We start from the raw sequence: 19,253 nt of genomic DNA, 5'->3' as shown, positions 1-19,253 counted from the left end.
CGACTCCTTCGTCTTGGGTGCTTTGGAGAATTGCACCACTGGGGTTCGTTGCCGGAAGTGGCTTGAATTACTGCCACGGTACTGCCCCGCGAGAAGCAGTGTCTACGCCTTCACGCACTGCCGCATGGTCGCCATTTTGTGCAGCTGCACAGCGGACGTCAGCGCGCTGCGAGGACTGCCGAATAGAGCTCCCGCTTGCTGACCCGGGCATCGTCGGCCACTGCGGCCACAGCTTCCTTCAGGCGGATGCCCTGGGAAATGAGTTCGTTCACCGCGGCGACGTGATCCTCGGGCTTGCCCGGTTCCTGCTCAGGTGCACCGCCCACCACCACTGCGATTTCGCCGCGGACCTCGTTGTTCTCCGCCCACTCCAGCAGTTCACGCAAGGTGCCACGGATGACTTCCTCATAGGTCTTGGTTAGTTCGCGGCACACAGCAACCCGGCGATCGGCCCCGAAGCGCTCGTGCAGTGCGCGCAACATGACCTCGAGCCTGTGCGGGGCCTCAAAGAAGACCATGGTGCGGCGTTCATTTGCGAGGTCGGCGAGACGTGAGTTCCGATCCCCCGACTTCCGGGGAAGAAAGCCTTCAAAGCAGAAGCGGTCGGTGGGCAAGCCGGACAGCGCCAAGGCCGTCAGTACCGCAGAAGGGCCGGGAACGGCTGTGACCGTCAGTCCGGCGGCAACTGCGCCCTCCACCAGACGGAAACCCGGGTCGGAAACCGCGGGCATTCCGGCGTCGCTGACCATCAGGATGGTCTTGCCGGCGCGCACGTGGTCCAGGAGTTCACCGGTCTTGGCCACTTCATTGTGCTCGTGGTAGCTGATGACGCGTCCGGTGACCTCGACGCCCAGCGCCGTTACCAACCGGTGCAAACGCCGGGTGTCCTCTGCGGCCACAATGTCCGAGGTGCCCAGGAGTTCAATCAAGCGCGCGGATGCGTCACCCACGTTGCCGATGGGCGTAGCGGCAAGCACGATCCTGCCGACGCCGGGAGTTGCACCGGAATCGGCAGCAGAAGCTGACTCATCCAGGTCGTCGTTAAAGGGAGTCTCATCCGGGGTGCTGCGCTGTTCGTCCACCTGCCAAGCCTAATGCCGCACGCGCTTCAAGGATGCAGCCGCGGGGTTCAGGGATACAGCAAGGATGGAAAGGTAGCATGGGCGGGTGAACCAGTCGCCCGTTCCTGCTACCGCTTCCGGATCCCCGGCGGCATCCCCGGCGACCCCTGAACCCGAAGACACAACTGTGGAGTTAAGCAGCAGTCAGCAGGATGCACCGAAACGCGCCGTCGGGTCAGCGCCCCGGCAGGCGTCGGCGCCGACCGACATCCCCGGCGGAACTTTTCCCGGCCGTGGGCTGGAAGGTCACCGCTGGATCACCCGACCGACCGAGGCCTACACTGCCCAGGCGTTGAAGGAACGCCTGATCGGTGGTGTCCAAAGCTGGCGCGACTACCCGGCCTCGTTGCGCTTGTGGTTTTGGCTGATCCCCACCATCACGGCGATCCTGGGCGGCGTCCTCCGCTTCTTCCGGCTTGATGCCCCGCACAGCCTGGTTTTCGACGAAACATATTACGTCAAGGACGCTTACTCCTATGTGGTGAGCGGCTACGAACGCAGTTGGCCGGCCAACGCCAACGATTCCTTCAATGCCGGCAACCCGGACATCCTCCTCAACACTCCGGAGTACGTGGTCCACCCGCCGGTGGGCAAATGGATGATTGCCTTCGGCATGTGGCTGTTCGGCGGGGATAACCCCTTCGGCTGGCGGTTCAGTGCGGCCCTGGCAGGCACGCTGACGGTCTTCCTCGTTTCACTCATCGCACTGAAGCTGTTCCGCTCGCACACCCTGGGTGCCGTCGCCGGGCTCCTGCTGGCCATTGATGGCCACCATCTGGTGCTCTCCCGTACGTCGCTGCTGGACGTCTTCCTGGCGCTCTGGATCCTGGCCGCTTTCGGTGCCTTGTTGATGGACCGCGACGACGGCCGCCGTCGTCTGGCTTCCCGGCTCGCCGTCCAAGCGGCTGCTTCGCCGGGAGGCCGGCCCACACCCACCCAATTGGTTGCCGGCCCCTGGCTGGGCATGCGGTGGTGGCGACTGGTGGCAGGCCTCTGCCTCGGCCTGGCAGTGGGGACCAAATGGTCGGCGCTTTTCTTCGTAGCCGGCTTCGGGCTGATGACCGTGCTGTGGGACCTGAGCGCCCGGCGCATCGCAGGCATCCGGAGCTGGTTCAGCGCCGGCATCATCAAGGACGGCCTCCCCGCCTTCCTGACCATCATCCCGATTGCCGCCGTCACCTATGTGGTCAGTTGGACGGGCTGGTTCCTCTCGAAAGACGCCTACTACCGGCAATGGGCTGCCACCAACCCGGCCCCCGGCTGGGATTGGCTGCCCAACTCCGTACGGTCCCTGGCGCACTACCACCTGGAAGCCTACAAATTCCATCAAGGCCTCAGCTCCGACCATCCGTATGAGTCCAGCCCCTGGACGTGGCTCATCATGGGCCGTCCCACCTCGTTCTTCTACCAGACCCCAAAGCAGGGCACCCCGGGCTGTGTTGTTGAAACGTGTTCCTCGGCCATCCTGCCAGTGGGGAATCCAGTGGTGTGGTGGGGTGGAACCATCGCCTTGGTCATCCTGTTGTTCTGGTGGGCAGGCCGCCGGGACTGGCGTGCAGGTGCCATCCTTGCCGGAGTGGCCGCCGGATACCTTCCGTGGTTCATGTACCCGGAACGCACCATGTTCATCTTCTACGCGGTGTCCTTCGAGCCGTTCCTGATTCTGGGCTTGACGTATGTGCTCGGGTTGGTCTTGGGACGCAGCGGCGACCCCGTGTGGCGGCGACGATCGGGCCTCTACATAGTTGCGCTCGTCCTGGTGCTGGCCGTGCTCGCAACGGCATTCTTCTATCCCGTGCTCACGGCGGAGGTCATCAGCTACCAGGAGTGGCGGATGAGAATGTGGATGCCATCGTGGATCTAGGAGGAGGCAAGCAGTGAGGGAAGCAAGCACGGAGCTTCTGGTCGAGGCGGACCCGAACACCAACGTGACGGACCTCCTCCTGGAACGCTGCCACAAGGATCCGTTCGGTAACCTGTACGCGCATAAAACCGCGAACGGTTGGCTTAACGTCTCGGCAGCCAGGTTCCTTGCCGACGTCACTGCCTTGGCCAAAGGCCTGATCGCGGGCGGGCTCAACCCCGGCGATCCGGTAGCCGTGCTTTCCCGCTCAAGTTTTGAGTGGACGCTGGTGGACTTCGCCATCTGGATGGCCGGCGGAGTCACTGTCCCCATTTATGAGACGTCATCGGCGAGCCAGATTGAGTGGATCCTCTCGGATTCCGGCGCCCGGCGCATCTTTGTGGAGGACACCGCCAAGGAGAGCCTCGTCCGCGCCTTGGTGGAACAGTCCCCGGCCTTGGGCGAGGACCCAGTGACCATCATCCGAATGGAGCACGACGGCGACGCACCCAACCTGACCAGCGTCTCCGCCGTCGGAATAGGTATCATGGACGCCGAACTGGAGCGCCAGCGCAGCGCGGCAAACCTGGCGAGCGTTGCATCCATCGTTTACACCTCCGGAACCACGGGCAAGCCCAAGGGCTGCGAAATCACCCATGGCAACTTTGTCCTCGTGGCGCGTAACGTCATCCCTTTCCTCCCCGAGCTGCTCATGCAGCAAGGCGCACGGACGCTGATGTTCCTGCCCTTGGCGCACGTCCTCGCCAGGGCTGTCCAGGTTGTCTGCCTCACGGCGGGCATCACACTGGGACACAGTGCCGGCGCCAGCGGACTCATGGCGGATCTCGGATCTTTCAAGCCCACCTTCCTGCTCGCTGTGCCCCGCATCTTCGAGAAGGTTTACGCTGGTGCCAGCCACAAAGCGGCCATGAGCGGTAAGTCCGCTCTCTTCTCGGCAGCTTCGACCACCGCGGTGCAATATTCGACGGCGGTGGACCTCGCCAACCGTAGCGAAGGACCGGGTCCGGGTTGGCTTCTGGGCCTGAAGCACTCCACTTTCAACAAGCTCCTTTATCCCAAAGTGCGGGACGTTTTCGGCGGCGACGTCGGCTACACGGTTTCCGGAGCCAGTCCCCTTAGCGTCCGGGACAACCACTTCTTCCACGGCGCGGGAGTTCCTGTTCTTGAGGGCTACGGGCTGACAGAGACCACGGCACCCTGCACCGTCAACACTCCCAGCATGTCCCGCATAGGCACGGTGGGCATTCCTCTTCCTGGAACCACCGTCAGGGTGGCGCAGGACGGCGAAGTGCTGGTCAAGGGCATTGGAGTCTTCAAGGGCTACCACAACAACGACAAGGCCACGCAGGCTGCCTTCGTTGACGGCTTCTTCCGAACCGGCGACCTCGGCGAGCTCGACGCCGACGGCTTCCTGACCATCACCGGCCGAAAGAAGGACCTCCTGGTCACCGCCGCTGGAAAGAACGTGGCACCGGCTCCTTTGGAGGAGAAGCTGCGCGAGCACCCCTTGGTGGGTCAGGCAGTAGTAGTCGGCGACGGCCGGCCCTTCGTGGCGGCACTAGTCGGATTGGACCCCGAAGGGCTTGCGGACTGGTGCGCCGAGAACAAGGCGGGAGCCATGACCCCCGATGATGCCGCTGCCGATGACCGCGTAAAGGCGGCCGTTCAGACGGCAGTGGACGAGGCCAACAAACTCGTCTCAGCTGCTGAGTCCATCAAGAAATTCGCATTCATCACGGCGGATCTCAGCGTCGAGTCTGGGCACCTGACGCCCTCGCTCAAACTGAAGAGGGCCGCGGTGCTCAACGACTTCTCCGCGGCTGTGGAAAAGCTGTACAGGAAGTAGTTTTCCCCGCCTGGCTCAGCCGCCGCAGGCGCAGCCCCCTGCGGAACGAGCCCGCTAGCGCGCAGCGCTCGTCGGTTCCTTGCGAAGGCTGTCGGCATCGTCGTTTGTGGGAGTTGCCTCGTCAGATTCCTCGCGGTCCTCGTCCGCTTGTGCCGACGCAAGGCCGCGACGCCGCTTGGTAGGCCACGTGAGGATGAACGTCACCGTCGCTGCGAGGAACACCAGGGCCCCGATGACAATGCCCGCGTCAATCCAGAACTGCCCGGGGAAGAGCCGGATAAGAGTGTCTTCCAACGAGAAAGTCCACGTTCCATTGGCAAAGAAGATGCGGTGGAACTCGGTAAAGAACTGCTGCCAGCCCAGGACCGCCAATACTGCGAGGCCAATGATGATGACCAGCGTGACGATTGAGCCCGCAAAGAGACCACGGCGGATCCCGCCGGTGCTTCGCTTACGCAGATACAGGATGGCGGTGATGCTGAGGACGATGAGCAATAGCCCGGCCCCGAAGGCGGAAAGAATGACCAGCTTCACGTCTGCCATGTGCGAAACTTCGCTGTCGGTGAAGAGCTTGTCGCCGTCCAGGTTGACCAAGCCCCCCAGGTAGCGCGGGCCGGCCCAGTTACTGAGGTAATCAACGGCGTATGAGCCGTACGTCATACGGTCGTCAGTGCTGAAACCGTAGCCGTCGCCGGGGAAACCCGGGCGGTTGTACTCCACCCACAGGAACAGCGGGCTGGTGACTGCCCGGACGGCAAGCACCAGGAGGATCACCGGGTAGAAGACCGCCAAAAGCACCTGGAAGATCCGCGGGCCTACCGGCTTCACCTTTGCTGCTTGCTCGCGTTCGGCGTTTCGTCGCGCCACTTCGTCTTCCGGCGGCCGGATCTGGAGAGCCGACGTCGGCAGGGGTTCCGAATAGTGCGACGGCTGCTTGGTGGTGGAAGCGCCTGCCAAGGTGTCGGCGAACAGCGGCGGCTCAACCTCGACGTCGGCCGCTTCTGCCGCTTTCCGGTCCGCGCGGCTCCCGGGCTGGCCGGTGGCAGGCGTCGTGGGAGTGGAAGCGGTGGCGGCCGACGGCTTGTTGTCCGACGGTGTGGCACCGGTCTTGGGTGTGGCTGCGGTGCTGGCTGCAGGAGTGGCCGGAGAAGCACCACTGGACGTCTTCGGCTTCATCCAGTCGAAGGCCGGTTCGTTGGGGTCCTCGTGGACTTCCGTGTCCGGTTCTTGTGGTTTTGGGCTCTTGTCGCTCACAGCGGGTTCACTTCCGTAGGCATCCACCGGCGATTGCTTGCTGCCGGCTCTCTTGTCTGCATTCGAGCCTACCGCCCGGCATTACAGAGACACGCGGTGCCACCCCGGCCGCGACCAGATTGAAACGCAACTGTAAGCTCTACGCAGCAATGCTGCGATAACCGGCGTCGTTGTCATCCATGTCTCCTGTGACACCTGCACGGACTGCCTTCCCACCCAGCACCAAGGTGTACGCCCAGTATCCGGCCAGAACCAGCGCACCAATGGTGATCTTGGCCCATACGGGAAGCGGGCTCGGTGTCACAAAGCCCTCAACAATGCCCGAAACCAGCAGGACGAGCACCAGCCCCAAGGCAATGGTGATCAACGAACGGCCTTCATCGGCCACAGCCTGCAGCCTTTTCCGTGGGCCCGGCCGCACCATGGCCCAGAAAATCTTGAGCCCCGCCGCGCAGGCGATGAAGACGGCTGTGAGTTCCATGAGGCCGTGCGGAAGGATGTAGCTGAAGAAAATGTCCATCTTCCCGGTGGCCAGGAAGAGACCGGCCGCGATTCCCAGCCCCTGCGCGTTCATGAACAAGATGAATGGCACCCAGAATCCGGTAATGCCAAAAGCCACAGCTTGAGCGGAAATCCAGGCGTTGTTCGTCCACACCAACCCGGCGAAGGAAGCCGCAGGATTCTCGGAGTAGTAGTCGATGAAGTCTTCCTCCACATACTGCTGCACCTTGGCATCACTGGATGCTACGGCCCTCAGGGCCTCCGGAGAGGTGCCAATCCACAAAGCATAGGCACCTGCCACCAGGACAAAAGCAAGCCCGCACCACATGGTCAACCACCGGATCCGGTAGAAGGCCGCAGGGAGGGAAATAACAAAGAACCGCGCCAGGTCCTCCATGAAATTGGAGCGGGCCCCCGTGAACCTCGTCCGGGCCTGGGCCAACGCTGCAGACAAGGATGCGGACAACCCCGTCTCCGGCGCCACAGACCGGATCAGCGACAGGTGCCCGGACACCGTTTGATACAGGCGAAGAAGCTCATCGGCCTCAGCACCCGTAAGCCTTCGCTTATGTGCCAGGAAATGAAGCCGCGACCATTTGTCCCCATGTACGGCCGAGAAGGCATCTATGTCCACGCCACCACCCTAGCGCCTGAATCCACCGGCAGGTCAGCCCGCCGCTAGACTCGTTGATGAGGGCAGTCGTGTGGCCCGAAGCGTTGGCGAAACATGGGGGCAGGCATGAGTTCAATCATCACAGGCGAGGCCGTGGTCCTCGAGCTTCGCCCGGCTTCCTTCGCCGCGCGAGCACTGGGGCTCATCATTGACGTGATCTCCCAAATCGCCCTCGCGATACTCCTGATCATCCTGATCACCAGCGCCTCCCGGGATCTCGACGACGCCGCCATACAGGCAATGGTCCTCAGCAGCGTCGTCTTCTCGGTGGTCATCGTCCCCGTCACCGTGGAAACCCTGACACGGGGGCGGTCCCTGGGAAAGCTCGCAACAGGGCTCCGCATAGTGCGCGACGACGGCGGCTCCATCCGCTTCCGGCACGCCCTCATCCGCGGCCTCCTCGGCTTCCTGGAGATCTACCTGACCTTCGGCGGCCTCGCAATTGGCGTGGCACTGTTCAACGACAAATCCAAGCGCCTCGGCGACATCGTTGCAGGCACCTACTCCCTCCGGCAACGAGTACCCTCAACGCCCCGCATCATGCCCGTAGCACCGCACCACCTGCAAACATGGGTTGCGATGGCAGATATCGGCAGGGTGCCGGATGCCACCGCTCGCCGGGCAGGAACCTTCGTGCAGCAGGCCTACCTCATGGCACCGGCCTCACGCGTCAACATGGCCGCCTCGCTCGCATCGGAACTCGCAAGGTACGTCGCCCCACCCCCGCCCGCCGGCACCATCCCCGAAGACTACATAGGCGCAGTCCTCGGGGAACGGCGCAACCGCGAACTCACACGACTCCGCCAAGCGGAGCAGCGGAATGCGACCGTAGGGGAACGACTCAGAAAGCTGCCGTTCATTCACGATTCCTAACTCTGGTGCGGCTGTTACCAGCCATCGCCGGGCGGCCGCCGTCCTCGGCGTGCTCGCTCGTTCCTCGCTTAGACGCACGCTGCCGGACGCCGGCCGACCGGCTAGTCCCGATTCCGCTGCAGTCACCAGTGATCCGGTCTTGTGAGTCGTGGGGGTAGGAGGGTGGAGGGGTCGCCTTCGGCGGCGTTGATCTGCGGTTGGGTCAGGTAGAGCGCAGTGGAGAGGTCGGCTCCGTGGAGTTGTGCTCCGCGAAGATCCGCTCCCAGGAGGTCCACGGCTGTGAGGTCGGACTTCCGTAAATTGGCTCCGATCAGGTATGCACCGCGGAGGTCCGATCCGCACAGGCTTTGGTTCGCGAGGTTGGCTCCCATCAGATCAGCGCCGCCCAGCCTGGCGTCGTCACCCGGTTGGCGGCCGGCGTCGAGCCTGGGCTTGTCCTCGGCCCCGTAGGAGGCGCGTAGTTCTTCGCTAACCTCCATCAGGAGTGCGCGGACTTCTCCATGGAGAGTTTCGACGTCGGTGGCCAGGACCGTGGACGCATCACCTTGTGCGGCGGCCGCTATGCGCTCGGACAGGTGCTCCGCAGTGAGTACGAGGTCTGGATCAAACGTCCGTTGCCGGGCTTCGTCCAGGTACCAGAGCATCTCGTGGAGTTGCCTGACCACCTTGAACACGGCGAACATCGGGGACTTGGACGAAGGGTCCTGCGTCCAACTGGTGCCGGCGAAGGTGTGTTGGGACACTACTTGGCCGGCGCCGAAACAATCAAATACCGTGCAACCGCGGAAGCCTCTCGGCCGTAAGCGTTGGTGGATGGTGCAGGAAAAGTCGTCCGCCATATTCGGGCACGGCGAAGCGGCAGGTTTGTCGATGGCGAAGTCAGCTGATCGGGCAAATCCGAGCGCGGTGCAGCAAAGGGCGAAGCAATTGCCGCAGTCGGGGCTGAGCGTAGGTGAAATGGTCATGCGTGCTCCAAGTGATAAGAAAAGGTCCGGTGGAAGGAGCCGGGGAACCCATGAGCGGGTTCCCCGGAGGGACACCCGGAATCATCTTGGAGGGCAGCACAAATAGCAGGGCCGACGTCGTGTCAGCGCTGGAGCAATGGGTCAAAGTGCGCAGGAAATAATCACTACAAGGATCTTAACAGCAGGACTACCGCTGGGCGTAGCTCGCCCACGGAATGTTCCAGTCGCCAAAGCCTTCCAGCGGTTCCACTGCCGGTGCGCCGGTGTTCAGGATCTGGACAACGTCACCGGTCTTCATGTTGTTGAAGAACCACTCAGCATCCGCCGGCAGCAGGCCCACACAGCCATGCGAGACGTTAGCCACCCCGATTGAGCTCCATGCGGCTTCAAGGGCCTGGTGAACGTACACACCAGACCACGTGAGCCGGTTGGCATACTCCACTACGAGGGGCGGGTAGTAGCCTTTGTCGCCGGGCTTCAGGCCAATTGTTCCGGCGTTGAAGTTCGAGTGGCGTTCCTGTTCCATGATCACCGCGTACCCGGTGGGAGAAAGCCAATCTTCCCCGCCGAGGGACACAGGTGCCGTGTGAACCAGCTGGCCGTCGGAGTACACATTCATGGTCTTGGTTTTGTCGTCTACCACGGCCACCCGCTGGGGGCCGGTGGTGAACGTTGAGACCACGTCGGCGTTGCCGATCATGTTGTTCCCGAAATCCACGCCCAATAGCTTCATATCCACGGTGACGGTGGTGCCGGAGGCCCAGAAAGCCTCGGGACGGATCCGGACCTTCTTGTCCGAATACCAGTGCCAGGCAACGGGCTGGCCGGAGGAAACGGTGATGGCCACCCGCTTCTCCATTGCCACCTTGTCTACAACGGGCTCACTGAAGTTGATTTCAATGGGCTGACCGGAGCCGGCCGTGGTGCCGTGGCGGGGGTTGATGGAAGCGTCGGCCTCGTAGGCGGCGGAAACCGTGGTGAAAGTTTGGGACTTCTTAGTCTCTTTCCCCGCCGTATCCACAACGGTGAAGGAGTAGCTGTATTGGGTTTTGAACTTCAGGACTTCCAGAGTTGTCCAAGTGCTGCCGTCAGGGCTGGTCGTGCCTTGCACAGGCGCACCACCGCCCACCGGCGCCAGCACTACGTCCTTCAGTTTCCCGTTGACTGCTTTGATCTGGGGACCCACAACAGGGTTCCACTCCACGGCGCCATCCAGCGGGGTGATGCCCAGCTCAACGGGTTTGGCTTCCACCGTGGGAGTCGGTGACGGCGCTACGGCCGCATCCTGCGGAGAACCTGCCAGCAGGCCCGGCACCGCGACCACGCCAATTCCACCCACGACAATGGCTGCGCAGACTCCAATGATGGCAAGGATCTTGCCCTTTTTACGTTTGGCGACTTCCGTCATGGTTCCTGTCATCCTGTCCCCCACAAGCATTACCGAACACCCAATTCTACCGGAAAGGCCGGCCACGCTGGTTGCGTGTCCGGCCTTTCGCCATCGATTTGGGTACCGCCGGGGGCGGATAGTGCAGCTTAGTAGCGGTAGTGCTCAGGCTTGTACGGACCCGCAACATCCAGGTCAAGGTAATCCGCCTGGTCCTTGCTCAGCTCCGTCAGCTCCACGCCCAAAGCATCCAAGTGGAGGCGTGCAACCTTCTCATCAAGGATCTTGGGAAGGACGTAAACCTGGTTCCGGTACTCGCGCTCACCGGCGGGCTGGTCCTTCTTGGTCCAGAGTTCGATCTGCGCAATGGTCTGGTTGGCGAACGAGTTGCTCATCACGAACGACGGGTGTCCTGTGGCGTTGCCCAGGTTGAGCAGCCTGCCCTCGGACAACACAATGATGGACCGTTCGGAATCCGTCCCGGACTCGAAGACCCACTCGTGGACCTGCGGCTTGATCTCAACCTTCTTGACGCCCGGAATCCTGGCAAGCCCGGCGATGTCGATTTCGTTGTCGAAGTGGCCGATGTTGCCAACGATCGCTTTGTTCTTCATGCCCAGCATGTGCTCGGCCATGATGACGTCCTTGTTGCCTGTGGTGGTGATGAAGATGTCGCCCTGGGCGAGCACCGTCTCCAGCCTGGCAACCTGGTAGCCGTCCATAGCGGCCTGAAGAGCGCAGATGGGATCAATTTCAGTGACGATGACGCGCGAGCCTTGGCCTCGCAGCGCCTCAGCGGCGCCCTTGCCGACGTCGCCATAGCCGCACACAACCGCGACTTTGCCGCCCATCAGGACATCCGTGGCCCTGTTGATACCGTCCGGCAACGAGTGGCGGATGCCGTACTTGTTGTCGAACTTGCTCTTGGTCACGGAGTCGTTGACGTTGATGGCCGGGAACAGCAGCTTGCCCTGCTCCGCGAGCTGGTACAGACGGTGCACGCCTGTGGTGGTTTCCTCGGTGACGCCTTCGATGCGGGCGGCCAGGCGGGTCCACTTCTGCGGATCAGCGGCAAGGGTCCTGCGCAGGAGGTCCAGGATGAGGACGTATTCCTCCGGATCATCCTCAGTGGCGGTCGGCACGGCTCCTGCGGCTTCGAATTCGACGCCCTTGTGAAGCAGCAGCGTGGCGTCGCCGCCGTCGTCGAGAATCATGTTGGGACCCAACTCCGGGTTGGTGTCGGCACCAGGCCAGGTGAGGATCTGCTCCGCAGTCCACCAGTACTCCTCAAGGGTTTCGCCCTTCCAGGCGAAAACCGGAACACCCTGCGGGTTTTCCGGGGTTCCCTTGCCGACGACGACGGCGGCAGCGGCTTCGTCCTGGGTGGAGAAGATGTTGCAGGAAGCCCAGCGAACTTCCGCGCCCAAGGCAGTGAGGGTTTCGATGAGTACTGCGGTTTGGACCGTCATGTGCAGGGAACCGGCAATCCTTGCACCCTTGAGGGGCTGCTCTGCACCGAACTCCGCGCGAAGCGACATGAGGCCCGGCATTTCGTGCTCGGCGAGACGGATTTGGTGTCGGCCGGCCTCCGCAAGCGTGATGTCAGCCACTTTGAAGTCAAAAGTCATGGAAGTCCTTAGGGGTACCGTGCGGATTTGATGGAAGAAAGCGCGTCAGGCCTTGGAATCGTGCTGGCCTGAGGTTGCCGCATTGGCTGCGGCCAGCAGTTCGGGTGGCAGGAGCAGCGGGATGCCGTCCTCGATGGTGTAGCGGAGCTTTTCGCCGTCCGCAGCGGCATCGGTGGAAACCAACTCATCGCCCTCCTGGACCAGCGGTGAACCCGTCACGGGGCAGCGCAGGATGGACAACAGTTCAGGACTGACCTTTGGCATGAATGATGCTCCCTGGGTGGCGCCGGCATGGCGCCGCTGGCGGATATATCTGCAGATTCCAGACTACCGCGCAGGGAGATCCTGTTTTGATCCCGACGACGAATTGCGTCCGGTAGCCGAAGCCCGGCAGCTGAAACGGGTGCGGTCCGGCTAAGACGGTTCGCGGAGGATGCGCAAGTGCCCTCGACGGGTTCCTTCGGTGCCGGCGGGCGGCTCCATCTGAGGGTGACTGTGCCGGGCTGGAGTTTCGGTGGTGGCCGAAGCCGCTTCCCTGACCGCGTTGGCAAGTGCCAGCAAGTCATCCGGGCCCGGCTCTTGTGGCGTTGTGGGCATGGCAAGGCGAAGGACTTCCCAGCCACGCGGAACCGTCAGTGACTCAGCGTGCTGCGAGCAAAGATCGTACGCATGCGGTTCTGCGTACGTGGCCAGGGGACCCAAAACTGCGGTTGACTCTGCGTACACGTACGTCAAAGTGGCCACCGCGGACTGGCGGCAGGCTGATCTGGAACACTGACGAATGGCACCCACAACATCCCAGATTAGCGCCATTGGGCGCATTCATTGCGCATTGCCCGCCCGTGCCCCGCGAACTCCACGCGAGTATCTGCCGCTGCGGCGCGCTGCGGGCCTTGATGTCGCGCTGGCGGTTCCTCAGGACTAAAGTCGATATATGCAGTCACAGCCACATGTTCCCGGGTTCAACATCCGGTGGACTGACGCCGATGGCGATCAGGCCCAGGAACACGCCGGTTCGGAAGCACGGGGCTTCCGACGACGCCGGCGAAACCGGCACGGACGGGGACTGCGTGGAGAGCTGATGCTCCCCAATCTCCCCGGCTTCCGCACGCGCTCGGAACGCTTTGATGACATGGTGCTGGACTCTGCCGAACGGCTCCAGGACATGTGGGGCAAACAGCTCGACGGCGTTCTCTTTGCAGTCGATGAAATTCCACCCAACCTTGAGCAGCTGGTCGCCACGGGAAACACTGCCCCCATGGGCTCCTACACCCCTGGTGGCCGCGGCGAGGCACCCATGATTACGGTGTACCGCCGGGTAGTTGAGCAGGGCGCTGCCACTCGAGAAGAACTGCAGGACCTTGTCCACGACGTCGTAGTGGAGTACACCGCCGAGATGCTCGGCGTGCCCCCGGAGACCTTGGACCCGGTCTACCGGCGCCGCTACCAATAACTTAGTTAGTAGCCGACCGAGACCGGAACCTTCTCAAGGCCGGCCGCTGCCTCCTGAATTGCTACAACGGAAACGTCTGTCCGTCCTTGCTTTCCAAGTACCAGCGCACCGTACACCGGGTCACCCGCGGCCGAAACCACGTAGCCCACCACAGCCGAACTACCGGACTTGTCCGGTAACCCGATCACCGAGGTCGTCCCGCCCGACATGTCCACGTCAATGGCCTTGCCGACTTTTCCATCAGCGGTCACCGGAGCGTAACTGACTGTGCCACGCCCCTCGGGAACACCGAAGCTCAAAGACCGCTGGCCTTCCCGTGGTACGGCTACCAAGTGCTGGCTGCCAAGACGGGCCGACGACGGCGACCACGCAAAGTCGGTTGCTTCCTCGGCCTTGGAACCGCGGGTAACCCTCGCCGATGCCAGGAACGAGACATCCGAGCTGGCTCTGACGGTGTAGCTGCCAGCCGGGACGCCCTCAAGGTTAAGTGTTGATACTGTCCCACCCTTTACCGTCACCACTCCCCCATTGGGAATCTTTCGTTCACCGTTGGCGCCGTAAAGGCTTACTTGCACAACGGCGTCGGTGGATCCGGGCACTGCGATCTGGAGTGCCGGTGCGGCGTCCGCAAAACCCGACTTACCGGCCAGCGCCTTGATGGCCGCCGGGTCCTGGATGTCGACGCCGGACATCACCTGCAGGTTGGACGGCGCCGCACCCGGCGAGAGGTACTCCACACCGCCTGGGGCGATTCCACGCAACACGCTCTGCTGGATAGTGGAGGCTACCGGACCGCCCGTGCTGCGCACGTGCACGGCAAGTTGCGATTCGCCCGGTGCGAGCCCAGCCAGATTCACCGAGCGGGTGGTTCCGGGAGCCACCAGGAGACCACGGGCCCCGGGAGCTTGGATCTGTCCCTCGGATCCGTAGAGGTCAAGGCTTACTGTGGCCGGGGTCTCGGAGGCGTTGCTCACGTTCAGGACGGCAGTTCGGCCCACGGCCGTGTTGGCACCCAGGAGCCACGCGTCGTTGCCCGGCGGCTGGCATTGGGTAGACGCAAGGCCGCGAAGGTCGCCGTCCGCCGCTGAGTAGCTAAGGTTGGCCGCCAAGGACGCTTGTTCGTTTCCAAGGGCCTCGGCACCCACAACGGTGGGAGACGCCACCGGGCTGATGTTCGCCACTCCGGCCGCGAGCACGGGCGGACCAACCGTGGGTGTGGGCGTGCTGGTAGGAGCCTTGGCGATCAACTCCACCATCTCGCCACCCAGCGATGTCACATTGCTTTCGGGCACCGTACCGGCCGGGTTGCTCAGCACCACGGCGTTCAAGGCGCTGGTGGCAGTGGTGGATACGGGGCTGAAGTCAGCATCCGTGCCCACCACGGTTCCGCTCACGAGCCTCGCAGGTTCCGGACAGACACCCATGGAACGGCCCGCGGGAACGTCGGCCTGGCGAATATCCATGGTGGTACCCCCGGAAGGTTCCGGGACCATCGACGTCGCGGCCACGGCACCGCCGCCAGCCGCAAGGATGACCACTGCTGAAAGGACGCCAGTGACCACTCCCCTGTTGGAGCTGCGGGACTTCGGGCCGCGGGAACCGGAGTCGCGGGAACTCGAACTCCGCGGGCCTTTACCCGACCTGCTTGTTTCTCCGTTGTTCCCGGCACGGGACTTCGGGGCTTCCGAGGTTCCAGAGCTTTCGCCGGACTCGTTCTTCTGGTCCTCAGACACTGCTGTACTCCTTACGGAGGGAGACTTCATCCCTCGACATGCCGGTTCGGCTGCGGCGTGCGGGCATTGGAACGGCCAAAAGGACCGTCAATCCAATCACCACAGCCTGCAGGATCCCGATCCACAATGCCCAAGGGTTGGTGTAGCGGATTTCAAGGTCGCCGCCGCTGGCAGGCAACTCGAACGCCTGTGACCAGCCGGATGTGGTGGCCTGCAGTTGGTGGCCATCCAACCAGGCGCTCCAGCCGGGATCGGACCGTTCGGCGAGGACCACCTTTCGGCCCTCATTGCCTGATTCAACAGTGGTATCCACATCCACTTCTTCGGATGGCAGCGCACGTAGCAGAGCGCCTTCGGAGTCCACGATGCGTACCCGGTGTGCCGTGTCCGCGGCAGTAGCCGCGGGCTGGCTCCGGGGCGTCACCCGCCACAGCCACCCGGCGTCGGTCTGGCCAACAGCCACGAGCCCTGGGACGGCATCGATCCGGCTGGCCGTCAACTGGGCGGCGTTGTCTGCTGCCTTGAGGACCACGAATCCGGCCCCAAGTTGTTCCAGGTCGGCGCGGGGATCCACGCCGGTTCCCGCCACGATGGTGGCCACGGACCGGCGGAGGGACGTGGTGGCAGCGTCATCGGCCGCGATTTCTTCGCGTCCCGGCGCGCCAATGATGGTCCGTGCAGAGGCAATGGTGGACAAACTGTCCAACGTGGTTCCTGCTCCCCGCATCAGGGACGAGGAGAAGGCGCCCTGCTCACCGCTGGTGATGACCAACGTTCGGGTTCGCTCCGGTCCCTGGCCACGGTCGACGGCGGTGGCAGGCAACGTGCCCGTATCCACCGGCCATATTTGTCGGCCGGAGCCAAGGGACGACGTCTTTTCGGCAGTGTTAGGTGCCGCAATGGCGACGGCAGTCGGCGTAGGCTGCAGGACATTCTGAGCAGTCCAGGCAGCCATGCCGGCAAGAGGGCCGGCAACCAGAAGCGCCATGGTCGCGGCCGAGGCTACGCGCCGCAGGGGGAAGTGGCGCCGGGAAGCCTTGGGCGTCTTTCGCGGTGCCGTGAAGAGCTTCTCAGCACCGAGAACTGCAGCACCCAGAAGCAACATTCCCGCAGCCGATACGGCCGGGCCGGTGAACGGTCCAACAATCACATTGTTATTGACCCCGGTAGCTACGTGGCCCACCAGCCAAGCGCTCGAAAGCGTAGCCAAAGCGACCAGCCAGAACACCCGGGCCAGCGCAGCGCGTTTACCGGGTACGAACAAGGCGGCAACAGCCAGGATCAGGACTGGTGCGATGACCAGCAGAGCCAGCAACAGGGCCCAGGGCACAGCGCCAGGACCGAAGACCGCCAAACCGGTCAAGCCGCCGTCGATGTCGAAGGCCAGCGGCTGGCCAAGTAGCTGTTGCCACAACGGAGCAGCCTCAAACGTCAGCGGCAAACCAGGGTCGGCAAGCAACGAGCGCGGCCTGTCCAAAACGGATATCGCATACGGAAGGAACAAAGCGAGAGTTGGCAGGAGCGACCACCACAGCGTCTTGCCCCGATGCCCGAGGACTACTGCAGCCAGTATCACTGCAACGGCGATAGGCCCCAACAATGACGGGGCAGAGGCCGTGACAACGGCCATGGCAAGACCTGCGGCGGCTGCAGCAGTCCATGACGGTGTTCCGTTGATGCCGGGCTTACCGGCTATCAGGGCCGGACGGCGGCTGAGTTGGGTCCCCGCCGAAGCGGACCCTTGGGCGACTGCCGATCCCGAGGCACGCAACAGCGCGAGGAGAAGCAGCGGCATCATGACGTGCGCCACCAAGGCGCCGACACGACCCTCGTTGATGGAGATCAGAAGTGCGGGAGCACCGGACCAGGCGAGGGCCGCCGCAACCCGGAAGCGACGCTTGGTAGTTAGCGCGCCCGCCGCGAACCATGCGCCCAATGCGGATAACGGCATGGCAAGGATCAGCAGCCACACCATTGCGGCGTTGCCATCCCCACCCCCGAAGAGGGAAAGCAGCCACAGGACATAGCCAAATGGATCGCCGTGTCCGGGCAGGCCTGCACCCAATGAGATCCACCAAGTGGACGCATTCGCCCAGATGTCGCCTGGTGACCCCGAAAGAGGGAGGAGCCCACCACCGGCAACGGTGCCTGAACGGAGCAGCCCCAGCAGTCCCACAAGTGCTGCCGCAAGAGCTATCAATGCAGCTGCAACGGCACCCGTGCCCACCCAGCCACGTTCGCTGGTGGCCAGTGCGGCGAAGTCATCCGCCGCATCCCCGCTGGGTTCAGGGGCAAGAAGGTCAGAGACAGCGGGAGTCTCCTCTGCGGGCCGGATTGCTTCCAATAAGGAGCGCCTGTTGGCACGCACCTCCCGCGTGGGTGTCTGAAGTCCCCGGACCACGGACCTGTGTACCCGGCGTGTCCTGGCCGCAACGCGGCGGCCCTTGGCTATGGCCACCGGCCGGACAAGGGCAGCGATGGTGGCGGTGAATTGGGAGAAGCCATATCCCGGTTCTTTAACCAGGATGCTCAGCATGAGTCGGATGATGGCACCGAACAAGGCGCCCACGGCTTGGAACGGCACTTTCCACCAGGAAGCATGTTTGAGCCGCAGATGGATCTGGGCCTTACGTGCCGCGGAGGATGTGCCCAGGCCATTCGGGCGGTGCTCCACGTGGAACATGCGGGCACTGGGGACTACGACTACGCGATTGCCCGCAAGCCAGTTACGCCAGCAGAAGTCCACGTCGTCGCCGCTGCCAGGCAAGGCCGGGTCAAATCCTTCCAGCAGTTCCCAGACGTCGCGGCGGATCAACATTCCTGCGGAGTTCACCGCGAAGGTGTCCGTGCGGGCATCGTATTGCCCTTGGTCCACTTCGTCGGCGTCGATCAAGGTGAGGCGTTCAGCCCAGCGGCTGGTTGAGAGTCCAACATCGACCAGGTGCCGCTTATTGTCCCAGCCAAGCTGCTTACAGCCGGCCACAGTTACCGAGGGGGCGCGTTCAACCGCATGGAGCAGCTCCGCCAGCGCATCAGGCGCGGGCGCGGCGTCGTCGTGCAAAAGCCAGATCCACTGCACGGAATCACCCTGCGTGTCACCGTCGGCCGGGGCGAGCTCTTGCAGGCCAGCGCGAACAGCCGCTCCGAAACCGGACCTCGCATGCTGGAAAGAGGTGACGCTGTTCTGGCCGAGGGCCTCGCGGAGCAAGTCCAGCGATGTGTCGGTGGAACCTGTATCAATGCCAATGGCGGCATCGGCCGAACGCGTCTGGTCCGACAATGCCGCCAATGTCCTGGGCAGATAGTTGCCGCCGTCGTGGGAAACCACGACGGCGGTAACATGCACTTCCTTGAGAATTAGACCGCTCGCTTCCTTAGCCGACGACGCTCCCGCTCGGAGAGTCCGCCCCAAATTCCGAACCGCTCATCATTCGCGAGAGCGTATTCCAAGCACTGCGAGCGGACATTGCACGCACCGCAGACCTTCTTGGCGTCCCTCGTTGATCCGCCCTTTTCGGGGAAGAAAGCTTCAGGGTCGGTCTGTGCACACAGCGCGTCCGTCTGCCAGCCAAGTTCGCCCTCGTCATCGAAGTCCCCTTGCGGCAAGCCGATCCACACGGGCTGCCCCGGAGTTTCAAGCGGACGACGCAGCTCCATGGGAGGGTCGTCCAGATCTTCATCCGGTCCAGCGGGCAGGTCACCCACCAACGCCTCATGCGCTGCCAGGAGGGCAGTTGCCTGATCCTCCAAGGACTGCTGCACATTCTGGTTATATCGGTCTGCCGCTTCCGGGTCCGCCGGGTCTACGTACCAATCTCCCGGCACTTCCCTTGAACGGTATTTCACCGACGCATGTTCTGCGACGACTGCATCTTCCTGGATACGCAACGCTTGCCCCATGGCGTCCCTCCTGATTTTGCAGCTGCTGCTTGGATGTGTTTCCGATTCCCTGTGT

Annotated in this window: 15 protein-coding genes; 4 read left to right on the top strand and 11 right to left on the bottom strand. The window is 63.1% G+C overall.

Features of this window, described 5'->3' with window-relative positions; translation table 11 throughout:
- Positions 1 to 158 precede the first annotated feature (158 nt).
- A complete protein-coding gene (gene rsmI / locus KCX59_RS07095; RefSeq protein WP_091467602.1) occupies positions 159 to 1,034 on the bottom strand; it encodes a 16S rRNA (cytidine(1402)-2'-O)-methyltransferase in 876 nt (291 codons plus the stop codon).
- A 133-nt stretch (positions 1,035 to 1,167) separates the two neighbouring features.
- Here rsmI and KCX59_RS07090 point away from each other — a divergent pair, with 133 nt between their 5' ends.
- Together KCX59_RS07090 and KCX59_RS07085 are read left to right on the top strand one after the other, a co-directional pair.
- On the top strand, positions 1,168 to 2,985 hold the full coding sequence (locus KCX59_RS07090) for a dolichyl-phosphate-mannose--protein mannosyltransferase (protein WP_179019194.1): 1,818 nt from the start codon (positions 1,168 to 1,170) through the stop codon (positions 2,983 to 2,985).
- A 13-nt stretch (positions 2,986 to 2,998) separates the two neighbouring features.
- Positions 2,999 to 4,831, top strand: coding sequence for an AMP-dependent synthetase/ligase (locus KCX59_RS07085; protein WP_179019196.1), 1,833 nt, complete (start codon positions 2,999 to 3,001; stop codon positions 4,829 to 4,831).
- A 54-nt stretch (positions 4,832 to 4,885) separates the two neighbouring features.
- On the opposite strand, the gene KCX59_RS07080 is transcribed toward KCX59_RS07085, so the two are convergent.
- Complete coding sequence (locus tag KCX59_RS07080; RefSeq protein WP_179019198.1) at positions 4,886 to 6,085, bottom strand: TIGR01906 family membrane protein; 1,200 nt, start codon at positions 6,083 to 6,085, stop codon at positions 4,886 to 4,888.
- 139 nt (positions 6,086 to 6,224) lie between these two features.
- Positions 6,225 to 7,220: a stage II sporulation protein M gene (locus KCX59_RS07075; protein ID WP_179019200.1), complete on the bottom strand. Its 996-nt coding sequence runs from the start codon at positions 7,218 to 7,220 to the stop codon at positions 6,225 to 6,227.
- 105 nt (positions 7,221 to 7,325) lie between these two features.
- On the opposite strand from KCX59_RS07075, the gene KCX59_RS07070 reads away from it, so the two are divergent.
- Positions 7,326 to 8,132 (top strand): RDD family protein, encoded by an 807-nt coding sequence (locus KCX59_RS07070; protein ID WP_179019202.1) that lies wholly within the window; start codon positions 7,326 to 7,328, stop codon positions 8,130 to 8,132.
- Positions 8,133 to 8,254: 122 nt separating this feature from the next.
- On the opposite strand, the gene KCX59_RS07065 is transcribed toward KCX59_RS07070, so the two are convergent.
- The 5 genes from KCX59_RS07065 to KCX59_RS07045 all read right to left on the bottom strand — a co-directional run bounded on the left by KCX59_RS07065 (position 8,255) and on the right by KCX59_RS07045 (position 12,925).
- Complete coding sequence (locus KCX59_RS07065) at positions 8,255 to 9,097, bottom strand: pentapeptide repeat-containing protein (RefSeq protein ID WP_179019204.1); 843 nt, start codon at positions 9,095 to 9,097, stop codon at positions 8,255 to 8,257.
- Between the two features lie 187 nt (positions 9,098 to 9,284).
- The gene (locus tag KCX59_RS07060) at positions 9,285 to 10,505 is read right to left on the bottom strand and encodes a L,D-transpeptidase (RefSeq protein ID WP_256871582.1); all 1,221 of its coding nucleotides are present in this window, start codon (positions 10,503 to 10,505) and stop codon (positions 9,285 to 9,287) included.
- Positions 10,506 to 10,633: 128 nt separating this feature from the next.
- Positions 10,634 to 12,112 carry an adenosylhomocysteinase gene (gene ahcY / locus KCX59_RS07055; RefSeq protein WP_178997908.1) on the bottom strand — a complete coding sequence of 493 codons (1,479 nt, stop codon included), beginning with the start codon at positions 12,110 to 12,112 and terminating at the stop codon, positions 10,634 to 10,636.
- 45 nt (positions 12,113 to 12,157) lie between these two features.
- A complete protein-coding gene (locus KCX59_RS07050) occupies positions 12,158 to 12,376 on the bottom strand; it encodes a Trm112 family protein (protein WP_017198664.1) in 219 nt (72 codons plus the stop codon).
- 150 nt (positions 12,377 to 12,526) lie between these two features.
- On the bottom strand, positions 12,527 to 12,925 hold the full coding sequence (locus KCX59_RS07045) for a DUF3499 domain-containing protein (protein ID WP_091466154.1): 399 nt from the start codon (positions 12,923 to 12,925) through the stop codon (positions 12,527 to 12,529).
- A 121-nt stretch (positions 12,926 to 13,046) separates the two neighbouring features.
- Between KCX59_RS07045 and KCX59_RS07040 the strand changes: the two genes are divergently transcribed.
- On the top strand, positions 13,047 to 13,565 hold the full coding sequence (locus tag KCX59_RS07040) for a metallopeptidase family protein (protein WP_091466152.1): 519 nt from the start codon (positions 13,047 to 13,049) through the stop codon (positions 13,563 to 13,565).
- Between the two features lie 5 nt (positions 13,566 to 13,570).
- On the opposite strand, the gene KCX59_RS07035 is transcribed toward KCX59_RS07040, so the two are convergent.
- Genes KCX59_RS07035 through KCX59_RS07025 form a run of 3 tightly spaced genes read right to left on the bottom strand, consistent with a single transcriptional unit; the run spans position 13,571 to position 19,198 of the window.
- Positions 13,571 to 15,298, bottom strand: coding sequence for a DUF5719 family protein (locus tag KCX59_RS07035; RefSeq protein ID WP_179019207.1), 1,728 nt, complete (start codon positions 15,296 to 15,298; stop codon positions 13,571 to 13,573).
- A complete protein-coding gene (locus tag KCX59_RS07030) occupies positions 15,291 to 18,644 on the bottom strand; it encodes a glycosyltransferase family 2 protein (protein ID WP_179019209.1) in 3,354 nt (1,117 codons plus the stop codon). Before KCX59_RS07030 ends, KCX59_RS07035 begins: the two co-directional genes overlap by 8 nt.
- A gap of 11 nt (positions 18,645 to 18,655) precedes the next feature.
- Entirely contained in the window at positions 18,656 to 19,198 is a 543-nt protein-coding gene (locus KCX59_RS07025) for a WhiB family transcriptional regulator (RefSeq protein WP_091466146.1), read from the bottom strand.
- Positions 19,199 to 19,253: the final 55 nt, after the last annotated feature.

This window comes from Paenarthrobacter nitroguajacolicus (assembly GCF_051027655.1).
Classification (GTDB): Bacteria; Actinomycetota; Actinomycetes; order Actinomycetales; family Micrococcaceae; genus Arthrobacter; species Arthrobacter nitroguajacolicus.
This window is presented reverse-complemented; position numbering and strand designations above follow the sequence as displayed.

Bases quoted from the DNA above. Each gene is read 5' to 3' on its own strand.
- KCX59_RS07070 (WP_179019202.1), top strand. From the start codon at position 7,326: ATGAGTTCAATCATCACAGGCGAGGCCGTGGTCCTCGAGCTTCGCCCG.
- KCX59_RS07065 (WP_179019204.1), bottom strand. From the start codon at position 9,097: ATGACCATTTCACCTACGCTCAGCCCCGACTGCGGCAATTGCTTCGCC.
- KCX59_RS07060 (WP_256871582.1), bottom strand. From the start codon at position 10,505: ATGACGGAAGTCGCCAAACGTAAAAAGGGCAAGATCCTTGCCATCATT.
- ahcY (WP_178997908.1), bottom strand. From the start codon at position 12,112: ATGACTTTTGACTTCAAAGTGGCTGACATCACGCTTGCGGAGGCCGGC.
- KCX59_RS07050 (WP_017198664.1), bottom strand. From the start codon at position 12,376: ATGCCAAAGGTCAGTCCTGAACTGTTGTCCATCCTGCGCTGCCCCGTG.
- KCX59_RS07045 (WP_091466154.1), bottom strand. From the start codon at position 12,925: ATGGCGCTAATCTGGGATGTTGTGGGTGCCATTCGTCAGTGTTCCAGA.
- KCX59_RS07040 (WP_091466152.1), top strand. From the start codon at position 13,047: ATGCAGTCACAGCCACATGTTCCCGGGTTCAACATCCGGTGGACTGAC.
- KCX59_RS07025 (WP_091466146.1), bottom strand. From the start codon at position 19,198: ATGGGGCAAGCGTTGCGTATCCAGGAAGATGCAGTCGTCGCAGAACAT.